General features: G+C 53.5%; 12 protein-coding genes. 10 read left to right on the plus strand and 2 right to left on the minus strand.

What is annotated here, in order from left to right:
- Both KXR87_RS12435 and KXR87_RS12440 read left to right on the plus strand, forming a co-directional pair.
- On the plus strand, positions 1-474 hold a 474-nt coding region (locus tag KXR87_RS12435), incomplete at its 5' end, for an enolase C-terminal domain-like protein (RefSeq protein WP_437432558.1).
- 87 nt (positions 475-561) lie between these two features.
- Complete coding sequence (locus tag KXR87_RS12440; protein ID WP_437432559.1) at positions 562-1,701, plus strand: glycerate kinase; 1,140 nt, start codon at positions 562-564, stop codon at positions 1,699-1,701.
- Positions 1,702-2,184: 483 nt separating this feature from the next.
- Here the strand turns inward: KXR87_RS12440 and barA are convergent, their stop codons facing one another.
- Positions 2,185-4,929, minus strand: a complete 2,745-nt coding sequence (gene barA, locus KXR87_RS12445; RefSeq protein WP_437432560.1) for a two-component sensor histidine kinase BarA — start codon at positions 4,927-4,929, stop codon at positions 2,185-2,187.
- A 56-nt stretch (positions 4,930-4,985) separates the two neighbouring features.
- Between barA and rlmD the strand changes: the two genes are divergently transcribed.
- The 6 genes from rlmD (at position 4,986) to queE (ending at position 14,375) form a co-directional block, all read left to right on the plus strand.
- The gene (gene rlmD, locus KXR87_RS12450) at positions 4,986-6,284 is read left to right on the plus strand and encodes a 23S rRNA (uracil(1939)-C(5))-methyltransferase RlmD (RefSeq protein WP_437432561.1); all 1,299 of its coding nucleotides are present in this window, start codon (positions 4,986-4,988) and stop codon (positions 6,282-6,284) included.
- Between the two features lie 52 nt (positions 6,285-6,336).
- Positions 6,337-8,571, plus strand: coding sequence for a GTP diphosphokinase (gene relA / locus KXR87_RS12455; protein ID WP_437432562.1), 2,235 nt, complete (start codon positions 6,337-6,339; stop codon positions 8,569-8,571).
- Positions 8,572-9,403: 832 nt separating this feature from the next.
- Complete coding sequence (gene mazG / locus KXR87_RS12460) at positions 9,404-10,213, plus strand: nucleoside triphosphate pyrophosphohydrolase (protein ID WP_437432563.1); 810 nt, start codon at positions 9,404-9,406, stop codon at positions 10,211-10,213.
- 223 nt (positions 10,214-10,436) lie between these two features.
- Positions 10,437-12,074, plus strand: a complete 1,638-nt coding sequence (gene pyrG / locus KXR87_RS12465) for a glutamine hydrolyzing CTP synthase (protein WP_437432564.1) — start codon at positions 10,437-10,439, stop codon at positions 12,072-12,074.
- 200 nt (positions 12,075-12,274) lie between these two features.
- Positions 12,275-13,573, plus strand: coding sequence for a phosphopyruvate hydratase (gene eno, locus KXR87_RS12470; RefSeq protein WP_437432565.1), 1,299 nt, complete (start codon positions 12,275-12,277; stop codon positions 13,571-13,573).
- A 130-nt stretch (positions 13,574-13,703) separates the two neighbouring features.
- The gene (gene queE / locus KXR87_RS12475; protein WP_437432566.1) at positions 13,704-14,375 is read left to right on the plus strand and encodes a 7-carboxy-7-deazaguanine synthase QueE; all 672 of its coding nucleotides are present in this window, start codon (positions 13,704-13,706) and stop codon (positions 14,373-14,375) included.
- Between the two features lie 378 nt (positions 14,376-14,753).
- On the opposite strand, the gene queD is transcribed toward queE, so the two are convergent.
- Positions 14,754-15,116 carry a 6-carboxytetrahydropterin synthase QueD gene (gene queD / locus KXR87_RS12480; RefSeq protein ID WP_437432567.1) on the minus strand — a complete coding sequence of 121 codons (363 nt, stop codon included), beginning with the start codon at positions 15,114-15,116 and terminating at the stop codon, positions 14,754-14,756.
- A 317-nt stretch (positions 15,117-15,433) separates the two neighbouring features.
- Here queD and cysJ point away from each other — a divergent pair, with 317 nt between their 5' ends.
- Both cysJ and cysI read left to right on the plus strand, forming a co-directional pair.
- The gene (gene cysJ / locus KXR87_RS12485; RefSeq protein ID WP_437432568.1) at positions 15,434-17,245 is read left to right on the plus strand and encodes an NADPH-dependent assimilatory sulfite reductase flavoprotein subunit; all 1,812 of its coding nucleotides are present in this window, start codon (positions 15,434-15,436) and stop codon (positions 17,243-17,245) included.
- Positions 17,245-18,957, plus strand: a complete 1,713-nt coding sequence (gene cysI, locus KXR87_RS12490) for an assimilatory sulfite reductase (NADPH) hemoprotein subunit (RefSeq protein ID WP_437432569.1) — start codon at positions 17,245-17,247, stop codon at positions 18,955-18,957. Before cysJ ends, cysI begins: the two co-directional genes overlap by 1 nt.
- Positions 18,958-18,959 lie beyond the last annotated feature (2 nt).

Here is an 18,959-nt window from a genome sequence, read left to right on the forward strand (position 1 = left end):
ATGATTGCCACCGACTGGCGTCAGATGGGTCACACGCTGTCGCTGCAGTCGGTGGACATTCCGCTGGCAGACCCGCACTTCTGGACCATGCAGGGGTCGGTGCGCGTGGCGCAGATGTGCCACGAGTTTGGCCTGACGTGGGGCTCGCATTCCAACAACCACTTCGACATTTCACTGGCGATGTTCACCCACGTGGCGGCCGCAGCACCGGGTAAAATCACCGCGATTGACACGCACTGGATCTGGCAGGAGGGCAACCAGCGCCTGACCAGAGAGCCGTTTGAAATCAAAGGCGGGATGGTGCAGGTGCCGTCCACACCGGGTCTGGGCGTGGAGCTGGACATGGACCAGGTGATGAAGGCGCACGAGCTGTATCAGAAACACGGTCTGGGCGCGCGTGACGATGCGATGGGGATGCAGTACCTGATCCCCGGCTGGACGTTCGACAACAAGCGTCCCTGCATGGTGCGTTAATGGGATCGCCAGTCTCTGCGGAGGCTGGCAGTTTCCTTAGGCTTCCGGGTATATGCTTGCGGCAGTGAATATGCGTAAGGATGGCTTATGAAGATTGTTATCGCACCAGACTCTTATAAAGAAAGTCTGAGTGCCTTAGAAGTGGCGACCGCGATTGAAAGCGGGTTTCGCGAAATTTTTCCCACGGCAGACTATGTGAAATTGCCGGTGGCGGACGGTGGCGAAGGGACGGTTGAAGCCATGGTTGCCGCGACCCGCGGACGCATTGTCAGTGTGGCGGTAAAAGGCCCTTTAGGTGAGCCGGTTGATGGTTTTTATGGTTTGTCTGGTGATGAAACCAGTGCCTTTATTGAGATGGCTGCAGCCAGCGGCCTCGAACTGGTTCCTCCCGCCAATCGCGATCCGTTGATCACCACCTCATGGGGAACCGGTGAGCTCATTCGTCACGCGCTGGATGCGGGCGTAAAGCATATCATTATTGGCATTGGCGGCAGCGCCACCAATGACGGCGGCGCCGGTATGGTGCAGGCGCTGGGGGCAAAATTGCTTGATGAGCAGGGCCAGCAGATTGGTCCTGGCGGTGCCGCCCTGGAAACGCTGGTAAGCATTGATGTGCGCGGGCTGGATAAACGGCTGGCTGACTGCCGCATTGAAGTCGCCTGTGATGTGACGAACCCACTGACCGGGAAAGAGGGGGCGTCAGCCATCTTTGGCCCCCAGAAAGGGGCGACACCGAAAATGATTGCCCGGCTTGATCAGGCGCTCGGCCATTATGCGAAGCTGATTGCCCGCGACCTGGATCAGGATGTACTCAACCTGGCGGGCGGTGGTGCGGCAGGTGGAATGGGGGCAGCGCTGTACGCTTTTTGTGGTGCTGAACTGCGTCGGGGAATTGAGATAGTCACTGAGGCATTATCTCTTGATGCCCATGTCGCGGATGCTGACCTTGTGATAACCGGGGAAGGGCGTATCGATAGCCAGACTATCAATGGCAAAGTGCCTGTTGGCGTAGCAAAGGTCGCCAAACGCTACAACATTCCGGTTATTGGTATCGCCGGAAGTCTGACGGCTGATGTGGGTGTGGTTCACGACCACGGCATTGATGCGGTCTTCAGCGTGATATATAAAATTTGTTCGCTGGATGATGCGCTGGCCAGTGCGGGAGAGAACGTCCGCATGGCGGCCCGTAACATCGCGGCGGTATTAAAAATCGGGCAAGGCAAGTAACGTTTGTTCATCGGTTACCTTCACCCGGCAGGTTGAGTGATCTCCATATAAAGAATACGAGCATGGACAGTTCCCTCTCCCCTTTGGGGAGAGGGTCAGGGTGAGGGGAACATGCGACTCTGAAGGTCATTCCGTTCACCTTATGTTCCTTGCTTCTCTGTAGCTCCAGAACCCGTGAACGTGCCAGGGTGGTTCACCGCCACCACCCTGGCGACCCGGGCTCCCGGCCACGAAAATCGCCGCTTCGCGGTCCACTTCGCTTAATCCTTCAGGCTTATCGGGGACGGGCGGAGGAAACCTCCCTGTAAAGCCGCCCTCGCCGCGCATCCCTGCGCGGCGCCCCGGCCTTGCGGATACGCGTCGTCGATTTTCAGCCGGACCCTGTCATCGCGTTGACGGTTATATTCTCAATGCACATTGTTATCGCTGTAAAACCAAATATTACCAGGCATCTCTCCGCCTTGCGGGAGAGGCTCTCACCGGTTACCCCATCAGTTTTCGCGTCTCGCGAGTTACATTGTCCATCTCATCGAGCAGCTCCAGAAACTCCGGCTCCAGGTCTTCTGCAGGGACACCACTGCGCAAATGATTTTCTATCAGTTTGCACAGTTTTTTAAGGCGCGGAACACCGCTGTAGCTACAGCTGCCGTGCAGTTTATGGATAGACTCCATCAAACCTTCAGGGGCTTCACCCACCAGTTGTTCTTCCACCCGGTTACGGATTTCGGGAAGAAACGCCACCAGCATTTGCAACAGTTCACGGGCGAGGTCGGTTTTCCCTGCCGCCTGACGCAGTGCAAGCTGCCAGTCAAGCGTCACGTCCTCATTGACCACGGGTTCCGCTACCGCCGCAGGCTCGGGAGTGATGACGGGATCCGGTTTATAGCGCAGCAGCAGAGTATGCAGTTTGTCCTCTTCAATAGGCTTCGCCAGATAATCGTTCATTCCTGCGCTCAACAGCTTCTCTTTCTGGCCTGCCATAGCATGGGCAGTCACCGCAATCACCGGAGTCTGATGCTGATGCGGCAGCTGGCGAATGAGTTCACAGGCGCGAATACCATCCATCTCCGGCATCTGAATATCCATCAGGATAAGGTCTAACGGCATCTGTCTGGCACGCTCCAGCGCCTGAGCACCACTATTGCAGACCTCAACATGCTGCACCTGATCTTCAAGCAGTACGCTGATAAGTTTAAGGTTGGCTGGATTATCATCCACCGCCATTACCGTCATCGGCAGCTTGCTCTCATCCACCGGCGGCGTGGGCCGCGCTGAGCGGCAGTACTCGGTTAACGCAGGCAACAGACGTGTAGCGGTGAGAGGTTTTTGCAGGCAGGCTGCCGCACCGTCCTGTTTGAGCTCTTCGGCATTGATTTGCGCGTGGCACGGCAGCGCCAGCAGCAGGTAATCGGTCATCGCTTTGGCCCTCGCCAGCCGTTCATGCTGCATGCTGAGCGGCTCGTGGAGGGTAACAGGAATTGACATAAGCATGATGTCGTAGTGGTCCGGTGGCAGAGCGGAGAACGACGGGCTGTATATCACTTCAAGCGGCGTAGTGCTCAGTACATCCAGCGTACTTTGCGCGGCAGCCGCATTGGGTTCGATATAGGCCAGACGCTTACCTTTAAGACAACCGGTAACCGGCCCTTCGGTAATGGCATTGGGATTAAGGTCAAGGTTGATATGGAACCAGAAGGTGGAGCCACGATGCGGCTGACTATGGAAAGAGATATCCCCGCCCATCTCATTAACCAGGCGTTGGGTGATGACCAGCCCCAGCCCGGTGCCGCCGTGGCGGCGAGAGATACTGGCGTCGGCCTGGCGAAACGCCTGGAAAAGGCGCGACTGATCGCGCTCTGGTATGCCAATACCGGTGTCACGGATCTGGACTTCGATCTGGACCTTGTTATTACTGATGGCACGTTTTTCCACCAGAATGTCGATGTTACCGCTTTCGGTAAATTTAATGGCATTGCCAACGATATTGGTGATGACCTGCTGCAGGCGCAGAGGGTCGCCGATGACATTATCCGGCACATCATTGCGGGTATTGAGCGTCAGCTCCAGCCCCTTGTCATGCGCTGAATGCGCCAGCAGCGTGACCACTTCATCCAGGGTACTGCGTAACGGGAAGGGGATACTTTCGAGGATCAGTTTTCCTGCTTCCAGCTTGGAGAAATCCAGCACGTCGTTAATGATAGCCAGCAGGTTGTTAGCCGAACGCTCGATGGTCAGCATATGGTCACGCTGGGTCGGGTTTAGCTCAGATTTCAGCGTCAGTCGGGTAAAGCCAATCACCCCGTTGAGCGGCGTACGCAGTTCATGCGACATATTGGCAAGGAACTCGGATTTGATGCGCGCCGCCTCCTGGGCGCGTTTTTTCGCCAGATCCAGTTCGACGTTCTGGATCTCCATCTGTTCCAGCGTTTCGCGCAGATCGGAGGTGGACTGGTCGATGTTATGTTGCATCTCTTCGTGATAGGCCGCCAGCGACATGGCCATTGAGTTGATACCGTTTTTCAGCATGTCGAGCTCGCCAAGCATAAAACCTTCAACCCGACTGTCCAGTTGACCGCGACGGATGCGATCAACCGTATTTACCATGTTGCGAATCGGGCTGGTGACGTCCCGCATTAAGCGCCAGCCAAAGACCAGCGCGATGCTAATACAGAACAAAATCATCAAGCTGGAGATGAAAATTTCTTTATATTGCTGTAACCGAACGGATTTAAGGTCCAGTTCCAGCGCCACATAGCCCAGCATATTCCCCGCCGGTTTCGCGTCGGTTACGGCAGACTCATCGGGGGAATAGCCCTCTGAAACAATGGGGGTGCGCAGGATCATCTGATCCCCGATTCGGGTGACGGTCAGGCGTCGGGGAAAGGGGGCACCATCGGCCAGACGTACTCCCCGTGGGTCAAGCTGAAAATTGGAGGTCACGAACAGATGGTTTTGATCATCATAGATGGAGATAGCACGGACAATTTCGGAGTGACGACGGTGCAGTACGCTAATCAACTGACCAATGGCCTCCCGGTCCTGCAGCGTCATGCTGTATTCGCTGGAGACCGCAAGGGGCTCAATGATACTGGCGCCCGCATCTTCCAGTTGACGCTGTAAGTCGTTGTAGCGATGGACGACGAAGAAAATACTCAACAGCACACCGATGAGCACCGTGGGGGCGAGTATCAGAATCATCATGCGCGCACGCAGGCTGTAGTTGGTCATGGGGTTCCGTTATGGGAGAATGTCGCCATTATCTGTAATTGAGAAAATTCTCGGCAATGGCGCAATTCTACTCTGCAAAACGACGTGTGACGACAAGTCAGAAAGTAACCATAACAGTAAACGACCTCGATCCCTTTGGACAGGGGGTTGCGCGGCATAATGGAAAAGCGTTGTTTGTGCCGGGATTATTGCCTCAGGAGACCGCAGACGTTGTTCTCGTCGAGGATAAGCGGCAGTTTGCCCGTGGTGAAGTTAAGCGTCGCCACAATGACAGTCCTGAACGACTTGTGCCCCGCTGCCCGCATTTCGGCGTGTGCGGCGGGTGCCAGCAGCAGCACGCCAGTGTGGCGCTACAGCAAAAGAGTAAAGCTGCGGCGCTCGCCAGGATGATGAAACGTGACGTTGATGAGGTCATCGCCGCCTCCCCGTGGGGATATCGCCGGCGAGCGCGCTTGAGCCTTAGCTGGCAGCCGAAATCACAGCGCCTTGAGATGGGCTTTCGCCAGGCCAATGGCAAAACCATCGTTAACGTGTCGCACTGCCCGGTACTGGTGCCCCGTCTTGAAGCATTACTGGTGCCACTGCGCAATTGCCTGGATACCCTGCAGGGGGCACGCCACTTAGGGCATGTCGAACTGGTGCTGGCAGATAACGGCCCGATGATGATTTTGCGCCATACCGCCCCCCTCTCTGCCGCTGACAGGCAAAAACTGGAACGCTTTTCGCATTCCGAGGGCGTGATGCTGTATCTCGCCCCGGAAAGCGAGATACTGGAAAGGATTAGCGGTGAGGCTCCCTGGTATTGCTCTGACGGGCTACGCTTAACGTTCAGTCCACGCGACTTCATTCAGGTCAACGATGGCGTCAATCAGAAAATGGTGGCTGCCGCGCTGGCATGGCTTGACGTGCAACCGGACGAGCGCGTACTGGATCTTTTTTGCGGAATGGGCAACTTCACCCTGCCACTGGCAACCCATGCGGCGAGCGTGGTGGGTGTGGAAGGGGTGGCGGAGCTGGTTGAGAAGGGCCAGGAGAACGTGCGGCAAAATGCGTTGCACAATGTGACATTTTTTCATGAAAATCTTGAAGAAGATGTCACTCAGCAACCGTGGGCGCGGCAGGGGTTTGATAAAATACTGTTGGATCCGGCGCGCGCGGGTGCGGCTGGCGTCATGCAGTACGTGGTAAAACTGGCACCAAAAAAAGTGGTATATGTTTCCTGTAATCCGGCAACGCTTGCCCGTGACAGTCAAGCGCTATTAAATGCGGGTTACCAGATTCAGCGGCTGGCGATGCTGGATATGTTCCCGCACACTGGTCATCTGGAATCGATGGTTTTATTCGAGCATAAGTGATTAATTTCGGCTTGCTGACTTCGGCAGGCCCGGTCCCTTAAAGGAGAGGACAATGGTTGCGGTAAGAAGTGCGCATTTGAATAAAGCGGGTGAATTCGATCCTAAAAAATGGATCGCCAGTCTGGGCATCTCCAGTCAGCCGTCGTGTGAACGCTTAACCGAAACCTGGGAATATTGTCTTCGACAAACACAGGGACACCCCGATGCCGAGTTGCTACTGTGGCGTGGCGTCGAAATGGTGGAAATTCTCTCCATGCTCAGTATGGACATCGACACCCTGCGGGCGGCAATGCTTTTCCCGCTGGCAGATGCTGATGTTGTCAGTGAAGATGTACTGCGGGAAAGTGTAGGCAGTGCCATCGTGGAGCTCATCCACGGCGTGCGGGATATGGCAGCCATCCGTCAACTTAAAGCCACCCATAACGACTCAGTCTCCTCTGAACAGGTCGATAACGTGCGCCGAATGCTGCTGGCGATGGTGGACGATTTCCGTTGTGTGGTGATTAAACTTGCAGAGCGCGTTGCCCATCTACGCGAAGTCAAAGATGCGCCAGAAGACGAGCGCGTGCTGGCTGCAAAAGAGTGTACGAATATCTACGCGCCATTGGCGAACCGTCTCGGGATTGGCCAGCTCAAATGGGAGCTGGAAGATTACTGCTTCCGCTACCTGCACCCTGCGGAATACAAGCGCATCGCCAAACTGCTGCATGAACGCCGCATCGACCGCGAGCATTACATCGACGAATTCGTGGGTCACTTACGCTCTGAAATTAAAAACGAAGGCGTTAAGGCAGAGGTTTATGGTCGTCCAAAGCACATCTACAGCATCTGGCGCAAAATGCAGAAGAAGCATCTCGCTTTTGACGAGCTGTTTGACGTCCGCGCCGTACGTATCGTGGCCGAGCGTCTGCAGGACTGCTATGCGGCATTGGGTATTGTGCACACCCACTTCCGCCATTTGCCGGATGAGTTCGATGATTATGTGGCGAACCCAAAACCGAATGGTTACCAGTCGATCCATACCGTGGTGCTGGGGCCGGGCGGCAAAACTGTAGAGATTCAGATTCGTACCAAACAGATGCACGAGGACGCCGAGCTTGGCGTTGCCGCGCACTGGAAGTACAAAGAAGGGACGGCAACACCGGGACCACGCTCCAGCCACGAAGATCGTATTGCCTGGCTGCGTAAGCTGATAGCCTGGCAGGAAGAGATGGCGGACTCCGGCGAAATGCTCGACGAAGTGCGCAGCCAGGTGTTTGACGACCGGGTCTATGTGTTTACGCCGAAAGGGGATGTGGTTGACCTGCCCGCAGGCTCCACACCGCTGGACTTTGCTTATCATATCCATAGCGATGTCGGGCACCGCTGTATCGGTGCCAAAATTGGTGGGCGTATTGTTCCCTTTACCTACCAGCTGCAGATGGGCGATCAGATTGAAATCATTACCCAGAAACAGCCTAACCCAAGTCGTGACTGGCTGAACCCTAACCTTGGCTACGTGACTACCAGCCGTGGGCGCTCGAAAATCCATAACTGGTTCCGTAAACAGGACAGGGATAAAAACATTCTTGCCGGTCGCCAAATCCTTGATGATGAACTGGCCCATCTTGGTATCAGCCTGAAAGAGGCGGAAAAACAGCTCCTCCCGCGTTACAACTTTAACGATCTGGAAGAGCTGCTGGCGGCCATTGGCGGCGGCGATATTCGTCTCAACCAGATGGTCAACTTCCTGCAGGCGCAGTTCAATAAACCGAGCGCGGCAGAACAGGATGCGGCGGCGTTGAAGCAGTTGCAGCAGAAAACCTACGCCCCGCAAACACGCAGCAAAGATAATGGCCGTGTGGTGGTTGAGGGTGTCGGTAATCTGATGCACCACATTGCGCGCTGCTGCCAGCCGATTCCGGGCGATGAAATTGTGGGCTTTATCACCCAGGGCAGAGGCATTTCTATCCATCGCGCCGATTGCGATCAACTCCATGAACTGCGAGCCCATGCGCCAGAGCGTCTGGTGGATGCTGTCTGGGGGGAGAGTTACTCTGCGGGCTACTCACTGGTGGTACGTGTCACCGCCAATGATCGTAGCGGCCTGCTTCGTGATATCACCACCATTCTCGCCAACGAGAAGGTAAATGTGCTGGGCGTTGCCAGCCGCAGTGACACCAGACAGCAGCTCGCCACCATCGATATGAATATCGAAATCTACAACCTGCAGGTACTGGGCCGCGTGCTCAGTAAACTGAACCAGGTGCCGGATGTGATTGACGCCCGTCGACTGCATGGTGGTTGATAAAAGCGTAAGGCCATTGAACGTTGTTCAATGGCCTCTTCTTAATAGCGGGCTGATTTCTGAATTACCATCCGGTAGTCCCCTTTTGCACTTCTGAACGTTAAACTATCCTCGATATTCATTTCTGAAACATTTAAATTTTAATAAATAGCGTTGGCACTCATTGTCCATTACGGCTCGTAAGAAAAGCGATGAAAAAAACATTCATCGAGATAATACGTCATTTATGAATGACGTTTAAACAGCAGGGTGTTTTAACTTTCTATCTTGTGGTCTCTGAGAATACCCCAGCCCCCTCTGCGATGCGTATTAATGTGTATCGGACAAGAGGGGTTATAGCGGAAGTCAGGTGTTATTGCCTTTGGCTTTATGCTTGCAAGCAGTAGCGATGAAGTGACAGTTTTATCATTGATGCCTGCTTTTAATGAAAACGACCTGAGGCACTAAGTATGGAGCAGGATGTTATCTTCTTATCAAAACCATGGCTTCCGGTTGTACTTTATTATTTGGCTGGGATCGTTTTTTTTATCGGGTGCTATCGTCTGCATAGTTGTGTTTATTCAAATAGACTATCTCGTTTTTTATTTGTTGTAATAATAAATTTTTTCGGTGCGATTCATATTATTATCGGGTACTACGACGTGGTGTGTTATCGCGGTTATGGGTACGCGATACTGAGAACATACGATATAGCTGATTACGATACGATCAAGTTGGGCGCCATTCTTTTCGCAGTCCTGAATGCGCTATTGCTTCGGCGAATATAGGATGGAGGTGGAAGCTGTCCGCTGACAGGTTATCATGAGTGAACGTTGAAATGAGAAGAGGCTGTATGACTGTTACCAACAATAAAACCCAAATCGATCGCCTGCTCGGCATCATGGCGCGTCTGCGTGACCCGGAAAACGGCTGCCCGTGGGACAAAGAACAGACGTTTGCCACCATCGCGCCTTACACCCTCGAAGAGACCTACGAAGTGCTGGACGCTATCGCCCGTGAAGACTTTGACGATCTGCGTGGTGAGCTGGGTGATTTGCTCTTCCAGGTCGTGTTCTATGCACAGATGGCTCAGGAGAAGACGCTGTTTAACTTTGATGATGTCTGTGCCGCGATAAGCGACAAGCTGGAACGTCGTCATCCGCATATTTTTGGTAACGCCCATGCCGGGAACAGCACCGAGGTGCTGGCGCGCTGGGAAGCGATCAAATCAGCGGAACGCGCCGAAAAATCTCAGCATTCAGCGCTGGACGATATCCCTCATAGCCTGCCAGCGTTAATGCGTGCCCATAAAATCCAGAAACGCTGTTCTACGGTGGGTTTTGACTGGACGACGCTTGGGCCGGTGCTGGATAAAGTTTATGAAGAGATTGATGAAGTGATGGATGAGGCAAAACAGGCCGTCGTGGATGAGAAAAAACTGGAAGAGGAGATGGGCGATTTACTGTTTGCAACCGTCAATCTTTCCCGTCACCTGGGGGTAAAAGCCGAAGTCGCCTTACAAAAAGCCAACCTGAAATTTGAGCGCCGTTTCCGCGAAGTGGAAAGAATCGTGACCGCACGTGGTCTGGAAATGACCGGGGTTGATCTCGAAACGATGGAAGAAGTCTGGCAGGAAGTAAAACGCCAGGAAACTGATCTCTAACGAGTTTCTGCGATCAAGCGCTATTTGTGTGATTTTTTAAATAACAAGCGCTTGATTTGCGTCAAAAACATTTAGCCGAAAGTGGCTATTTTCTCACTCCCATTGCGAGTTTTGGCTGAGACAGGAGACGGAGAATGAAAGTTTGTGGCGCTCGTCGTGTTCGGGTATACTACTTTCCCGTCCTGGTTATTCCATCGTTTCACCCTAACTTCTCAGGTTCAGCATGACAACGAACTATATTTTTGTGACCGGCGGGGTCGTATCCTCTCTGGGTAAAGGCATTGCCGCAGCCTCCCTCGCAGCCATTCTTGAAGCCCGTGGCCTCAATGTGACCATGATGAAACTGGATCCGTATATCAACGTCGATCCAGGTACCATGAGCCCAATCCAACACGGGGAAGTGTTCGTTACTGAAGACGGCGCTGAAACCGATCTGGACCTGGGTCACTATGAGCGTTTTATCCGTACCAAGATGACGCGTCGTAACAACTTCACGACAGGTCGTATCTATTCTGATGTATTGCGCAAAGAGCGCCGTGGCGACTATCTTGGCGCGACCGTTCAGGTCATTCCGCATATTACTAACGCCATTAAAGAGCGCATCATTGCGGGTGGCGAAGGTCACGACGTCGTGCTGGTCGAGATTGGCGGTACCGTCGGTGATATCGAATCTCTGCCGTTCCTTGAAGCCATTCGCCAGCTGGCGGTCGACATTGGTCGTGAGCACGCGCTGTTCATGCATCTGACCCTGGTGCCGTACATGGCCGCAGCGGGTGAAGTTAAAACCAAACCGACTCAGCACTCTGTAAAAGAGCTGCTCTCTATCGGTATTCAGCCAGACATTCTGGTTTGCCGCTCCGATCGTGCGGTGCCTGCCAATGAACGTGCGAAAATTGCATTGTTCTGTAACGTGCCTGAAAAAGCCGTTATTTCAATGAAAGATGTCGATTCCATTTATAAAATTCCGGGCCTGTTGAAATCACAGGGCCTGGACGATTATATTTGTAAACGATTCAGCTTGAACTGTCCGGAAGCAAACCTGTCAGAATGGGAACAGGTGATTTACGAAGAAGCGAACCCGGCAGGGGAAGTGACTATTGGTATGATCGGCAAGTACATTGAACTGCCTGACGCCTATAAGTCCGTAATTGAAGCACTAAAACACGGTGGCCTGAAAAACCGCGTGACCGTTAACATCAAGCTGATTGATTCGCAGGATGTTGAGACCCGTGGTGTAGAAATTCTGAAAGATCTGGATGCTATTCTGATCCCTGGCGGCTTCGGCTACCGTGGGGTTGAGGGCAAGATCGCCACCGCACGCTATGCACGTGAAAACAATATTCCTTATCTGGGTATTTGCCTGGGTATGCAGGTGGCTCTCATCGAGTTTGCTCGCCACGTTGCGGGCATGGATAACGCCAACTCAACGGAATTTGTGCCAGACTGTAAGTACCCGGTTGTGGCGCTCATTACCGAATGGCGAGATGAAGAAGGCCAGATTGAAGTACGTTCGGAGAAGAGCGATCTCGGTGGCACTATGCGTCTTGGGGCGCAGCAATGCCAGCTCAGCGATGACAGCCTGGTCCGTCGGTTGTACGACGCGCCTACCATTGTTGAACGTCATCGCCATCGTTATGAAGTCAACAATCTGCTGTTGAAACAAATTGAAGCTGCGGGTCTGCGTGTTGCAGGCCGTTCCGGCGATGATCAGTTGGTCGAGATCATCGAAGTGCCAAACCACCCGTGGTTTGTCGCTTGTCAGTTCCACCCGGAATTTACTTCTACGCCGCGTGATGGGCACCCACTGTTTGCTGGTTTTGTGAAAGCCGCCAGTGAGTTCCAGAAACGTCAGGCGAAGTAAGAGTTTGAACGGCAATGCTTCTTAAGGCGCTCCACTAGCATTCGTTCTACTACAAGGCAGCCTGTGAGTGAACCCCCGGGAGCTTAGTAATCTAAGTGACCGGCGTGAACAAGCAGGCTAACGCAGTTGTAGGGCGGAGAATGAAAGAGCGGGCATTGTTTGTCTGGAGTTTTAGTTTAACTTGTACTGAGGAAATCCTAATGTCCAAAATCGTTAAAGTCATCGGTCGTGAAATCATCGACTCCCGTGGTAACCCGACTGTTGAAGCTGAAGTTCACCTGGAAGGTGGTTTCGTAGGTCTGGCAGCCGCTCCGTCAGGTGCTTCTACTGGTTCCCGCGAAGCGCTGGAACTGCGCGATGGCGACAAATCTCGCTTCCTGGGTAAAGGCGTACTGAAAGCTGTTGGCGCGGTCAATGGTCCGATCGCTCAGGCTATCCTGGGTAAAGACGCAAAAGATCAGGCTGGCATCGACAAGATCATGATCGACCTCGATGGCACTGAAAACAAATCCAACTTTGGTGCAAACGCCATTCTGGCCGTTTCCCTGGCTGCGGCTAAAGCTGCTGCAGCGTCCAAAGGTCTGCCGCTGTACGCACACATCGCTGAACTGAACGGCACGCCAGGCAAATACTCTATGCCGGTTCCGATGATGAACATCATCAACGGTGGTGAGCACGCTGACAACAACGTCGACATCCAGGAATTCATGATTCAGCCAGTTGGCGCGAAATCCCTGAAAGAAGCCGTACGTATGGGTTCAGAAGTGTTCCATAACCTGGCTAAAGTTCTGAAATCCAAAGGTATGAACACAGCAGTGGGTGACGAAGGTGGCTATGCGCCGAACCTGGGTTCCAACGCTGAAGCACTGGCTGTAATCGCAGAAGCGGTTAAAGCAGCTGGCTACGAACTTGGCACTGACATCACACTGGCGATGGACTGTGCAGCATCTGAATTCTACAAAGATGGTAAATATGTTCTGGCTGGCGAAGGCAACAAAGCCTTCACCTCTGAAGAGTTCACTCACTTCCTGGAAGATCTGACCAAACAGTACCCGATCGTCTCCATCGAAGATGGCCTGGACGAGTCTGACTGGGCTGGCTTCGCTTACCAGACCAAAGTACTGGGCGACAAAATCCAGCTGGTTGGTGACGATCTGTTCGTAACCAACACCAAGATCCTGAAAGAAGGTATCGAAAAAGGCATCGTTAACTCCATCCTGATCAAATTCAACCAGATCGGTTCTCTGACCGAAACTCTGGCTGCGATCAAAATGGCGAAAGATGCTGGTTACACCGCTGTTATCTCTCACCGTTCTGGCGAAACTGAAGACGCGACCATCGCAGATCTTGCTGTTGGTACCGCTGCAGGCCAGATCAAAACTGGTTCTATGAGCCGTTCTGACCGCGTTGCTAAATACAACCAGCTGATTCGTATCGAAGAAGCACTGGGTGAACAAGCGCCGTACCACGGTCGTAAAGAGATCAAAGGCCAGGCATAAGCCTGACTTGCCTGAGAAATAAAACCCGCTTCGGCGGGTTTTTTTATGGGCGCAGGAAAGCAGCTCTCGCACATGACCTGATGCACAACATCTGCGATAATTTATATTCACCCCATCAATAGAGTTTACTATGCAGTACCCGATTAATGAGATGTTCCAGACCCTGCAAGGTGAGGGTTACTTTACCGGCGTCCCCGCCATTTTTATTCGTTTACAGGGATGCCCGGTGGGTTGCGCCTGGTGCGACACCAAACACACCTGGGATAAGCTTGAAGATCGGGAAATCTCCCTCTACAGCATTCTGGCTAAAACCAAAGAGAACGATAAGTGGGGCGCGGCAACCAGCGAAGACCTGCTGACGATTATCGAGCGTCAGGGCTGGACGGCTCGCCATGTGGTGATTACCGGCGGCGAACCCTGCATTCATGATCTGATTCCCCTGACCCACCTTCTGACAAAACACGGATTCAGCTGCCAGGTTGAAACCAGCGGCACCCATGAGATACGTACTTCGCATGCGACCTGGGTGACCGTGTCGCCGAAAGTGAATATGCGCGGCGGGTATGACATCCTCCAGCAGGCGCTGGAACGCGCGGATGAAATTAAGCACCCGGTCGGGCGTATGCGAGATATTGAGGCGCTGGATGAATTGCTGACCCAACTGAAAGACGATAAACACCGGGTGATTGCCTTGCAGCCTATCAGCCAGAAAGAGGATGCAACACGTCTGTGCATTGAAACCTGTATCGCTCGCAACTGGCGGCTATCGATGCAGACGCACAAGTACCTCAATATCGCCTGATTTTTCGCGTCTGGTGCGACACCTCTTAAAAAAGCGTCTTGTGTTATAGCAAGGCGCTTTTTTATTTCTCTTCTGTTAGCTTTTGTACGATGGTCGGTGAAATAAGATTTGGGCCTGGATGGTTTTTTATTTTCAATAATAATCAATACGTTAGTTTTGTTCACACGTGTCAAAAAATCGGTAGATTTTTGCGCTTGATAAATCTTTTTATCATTCAACAGGTTGCGATTAGGGTGTTCCCCGCGCGAGCGGGGATAAACCGCAGGGGGGCGAGTATGGCTGGTTGCTCGATAAGTGTTCCCCGCGCCAGCGGGGATGAACCTTCACAAAAGTATGGGGGCCCCAGCCCAGGCAGAAGAGGAGGGCGTAGCCGAAAGGCTACTCTCCGCGATATATGCAACCTGCCGTACAGGTCTCTTTAATCGTTACGGCGCTCAGCAACGGCACGACAGGTTTAACCTGATCCCAGATCCATTTTGCCAGCACTTCGCTGGTTGGATTTTCAAGGCCGGGAATCTCATTAAGGTAAAAGTGATCGAGGCGATCGTACGTCGGCCTGAAGGCCGCTTTCAGCTCGGCAAAATCCATGATCCAGCCGGTATGGGGATCCACCTCGCCCGTGATTTCCAGGCGCACCATAAACGAGTGGCCATGAAGACGACCGCACTTATGCCCGGCGGGGACATGAGGCAAATGATGGGCGGCTTCAAACATGAAATCTTTAAATAAGGTGGTAGACATAATTTACTCTCTGACTGAAAAAAAACCGCCGCATGGTAGCCCGAATAACCTTTTTTAGCATTAACTAAAACCGCTAAAAGTGTTTGTAGCGGCTATACCCGTGGTTTGCTTTGATCTTTTATTTACATATCAACCACTTGTTTAATCTGTTTTACTGTTAAAAACTATAACTAAAACAGGTTAGTTCTTTTGGTTATTTGATATTTCCAACCTTTCTTTAATTGTTATTATCCCCGCCGTTAACCTTACTTTCTCTTCTGTTTTTATCGCGCTGACAGGGCGTGGAAACAGCTTTGCTTACTGGAACATAACGACGCATGACGACTCAGGTCCCACCTTCCGCTTTGCTTCCGCTGAACCCGGAGCAACTGGCACGCCTGACGGCGGCCACTACCGACCTCACCCCCACCCAGCTTGCCTGGGTTTCTGGCTATTTCTGGGGCGTACTCAACCAGCAGCCAGGTGCCAGCGCTGGCGCGACAGCACCGGCCTCTGCTGTTGAAACACCCACTATTACCGTGATTTCAGCCTCTCAGACAGGCAATGCGCGCCGTGTGGCAGAAGCGCTGCGCGATGATCTGCTCGCGGCAAAACTCAACGTAAATCTGGTAAGCGCGGGCGACTATAAATTCAAACAAATCGCCAACGAAAAATTACTGGTGGTGGTGGCCTCGACGCAGGGTGAGGGCGACGCACCGGAAGAAGCTGTCGCATTACATAAGTTCCTGTTCTCGAAAAAAGCGCCGAAGCTGAATGGCGCGGCCTTTGCCGTCTTTGGTCTGGGTGATACCTCCTATGAATTCTTCTGCCAGGTGGGCAAAGATTTTGACAATAAGCTGGCTGAGCTCGGGGCTGAACGTCTGCTCGATCGCGTTGATGCTGACGTTGAATACCAGGCCGCCGCGGCAGAGTGGCGTGCCCGCATCGTCGAGGTATTGAAAGCGCGTGTGCCTGAAGAGACCCCAGCCCAGGCTGCGGTAACAGCAAGCGGTGTGGTAAACGAGGTCTTCACCAGCCCATATACAAAAGAAGAACCGCTGACGGCGACGCTCTCTGTTAATCAAAAAATTACCGGGCGTAACTCAGAAAAAGATGTTCGCCACCTTGAAATCGATCTGGGCGATTCCGGCCTGCGTTACCAGCCAGGTGATGCATTGGGCGTGTGGTACGAGAACGATCCGGCGCTGGTCAAAGAGCTTGTAGAACTGCTTTGGCTGAAAGGGGATGAGCAGGTCACGGTCGACGGCAAAACGCTGCCGCTGGCGGAAGCGTTGCAATGGCATTTCGAACTGACGGTGAACACTGCCAATATCGTAGAGAACTACGCTACCCTGACCCGCAGTGAATCTCTGCTGCCGCTGGTGGGCGATAAGGCTCAGTTACAACATTATGCGGCTACCACGCCGATTGTGGATATGGTGCGCTTCTCCCCGGCGCAACTTGATGCTGAGGCCCTGACCGGCCTGCTGCGTCCGCTCACCCCGCGTCTGTACTCTATTGCCTCATCCCAGGCGGAAGTGGAAACGGAAGTGCATGTGACGCTGGGCGTCGTGCGCTACGACGTGGAAGGCCGCGCTCGCGCGGGTGGAGCCTCCAGTTTCCTTGCTGACCGCGTGGAAGAAGAGGGCGAAGTTCGGGTGTTCATCGAACATAACGACAACTTCCGTCTGCCTGCCAACCCACAAACCCCGGTAATTATGATTGGGCCAGGCACCGGTATTGCGCCGTTCCGCGCCTTTATGCAACAACGTGCGGCAGAGGGGGCTGAGGGGAAAAACTGGTTGTTCTTCGGCAACCCGCACTTCACCGAAGATTTCCTCTACCAGGTCGAGTGGCAGCGCTATGTCAAAGAGGGCGTGCTGAACCGTATCGATCTGGCCTGGTCCCGTGACCAGAAAGAAAAAATATACGTACAAGACAAACTGCGCCAGCAGGGCGCGGAACTGTGGCGCTGGATTAATGACGGTGCCCATATTTATGTCTGTGGCGACGCCAATCGCATGGCGAAAGACGTTGAGCAGGCTTTACTGGACGTGATTGCTGAATTTGGCGCGATGGACGCTGAAGCAGCAGACGAATATTTAAGTGAGCTGCGCGTTGAGCGCCGTTATCAGCGAGATGTCTACTAATGAGCGAAAAACATCCAGGACCTTTAGTGGTCGAAGGTAAGCTGGCAGACGCCGAGCGCATGAAGATCGAGAGTAATTATCTGCGCGGTACTATTGCGGAAGATTTGAATGACGGTCTGACCGGCGGCTTCAAAGGCGACAACTTCCTGCTCATCCGTTTTCACGGTATGTACCAGCAGGACGACCGTGATATTCGCGCCGAGCGAGCGGCCCAGAAACTGGAGCCGCGCCACGCGATGCTGCTGCGCTGCCGCCTGCCGGGCGGGGTGATCACCACCCATCAGTGGCAGGCGATTGATAAGTTTGCTGCAGAAAACACTATTTACGGCAGTATTCGTCTGACTAACCGTCAGACTTTCCAGTTCCACGGCATTCTGAAGAAGAACGTCAAGCCGGTGCACCAGATGCTGCACTCGGTGGGGCTGGACGCGCTGGCTACCGCCAATGACATGAACCGTAACGTGCTCTGCACCTCTAACCCGTACGAGTCTGAGCTGCACGCTGAAGCCTACGAATGGGCGAAGAAGATCTCCGAGCATCTTTTGCCGCGCACCCGCGCCTATGCAGAGATCTGGCTCGATCAGGAAAAAGTCGCCACTACTGACGAAGAGCCGATCCTCGGTCAGACCTATCTGCCGCGTAAATTCAAGACGACCGTGGTGATCCCGCCGCAGAACGATATCGATCTGCACGCCAACGACATGAACTTTGTGGCGATCGCCGAAAACGGCAAGCTGGTGGGCTTTAACCTGCTGGTAGGTGGTGGGCTTTCCATTGAACACGGTAATAAAAAAACCTATGCCCGTACCGCGAGTGAGTTTGGTTATATTCCGGTTGAACATACGCTGGCCGTTGCAGAAGCTGTTGTGACCACCCAGCGTGACTGGGGTAACCGTACCGATCGTAAAAATGCCAAGACCAAATATACCCTTGAGCGCGTCGGGGTTGAGACGTTCAAAGCGGAAGTGGAACGCCGCGCGGGCATTAAGTTTGAGCCGATCCGCGCTTATGAATTTACCGGGCGAGGCGATCGCATTGGCTGGGTGAAAGGGATCGACAATAAATGGCATCTGACGCTGTTTATTGAAAACGGACGCATTCTGGATTACCCCGGCCGGCCGCTAAAAACGGGGCTGCTTGAGATCGCGAAGATCCATAAAGGCGAATTCCGTATTACCGCGAATCAGAATCTGATCATCGCGGGCGTGCCGGAAAGCCAGAAGGCAGACATTGAGAAAATCGCCCGGCAGAGCGGCCTGATGGACGCCGTCACGCCGCAGCGTGAAAACTCAATGGCCTGCGTCTCTTTCCCGACCTGCCCGTTAGCGATGGCCGAAGCGGAGCGTTTCCTGCCCTCCTTCGTCGATAAAGTGGAAGAGGTGATGGCGAAGCACGGCGTGGCGGATGAGCATATTGTGACCCGCGTGACGGGCTGTCCCAACGGCTGTGGTCGCGCCATGCTGGCGGAGGTTGGTCTGGTGGGCAAAGCCCCGGGCCGTTATAACCTGCACCTGGGCGGCAACCGCATAGGAACGCGTATCCCGCGCATGTTTAAAGAGAACATCACTGAGCCGGAAATTATCGCATCACTGGATGAGCTAGTGGGGCGCTGGGCAAAAGAGCGTGAATCAGGGGAAGGTTTTGGTGACTTTACTGTCCGCACGGGCATTATCCGCCCGGTGCTCGACCCGGCCCGTGATTTCTGGGAATAAGC

Origin of the sequence: Yokenella regensburgei (assembly GCF_051486985.1) — a bacterium.
In the GTDB taxonomy this organism is placed as follows: domain Bacteria; phylum Pseudomonadota; class Gammaproteobacteria; order Enterobacterales; family Enterobacteriaceae; genus CBFFRJ01.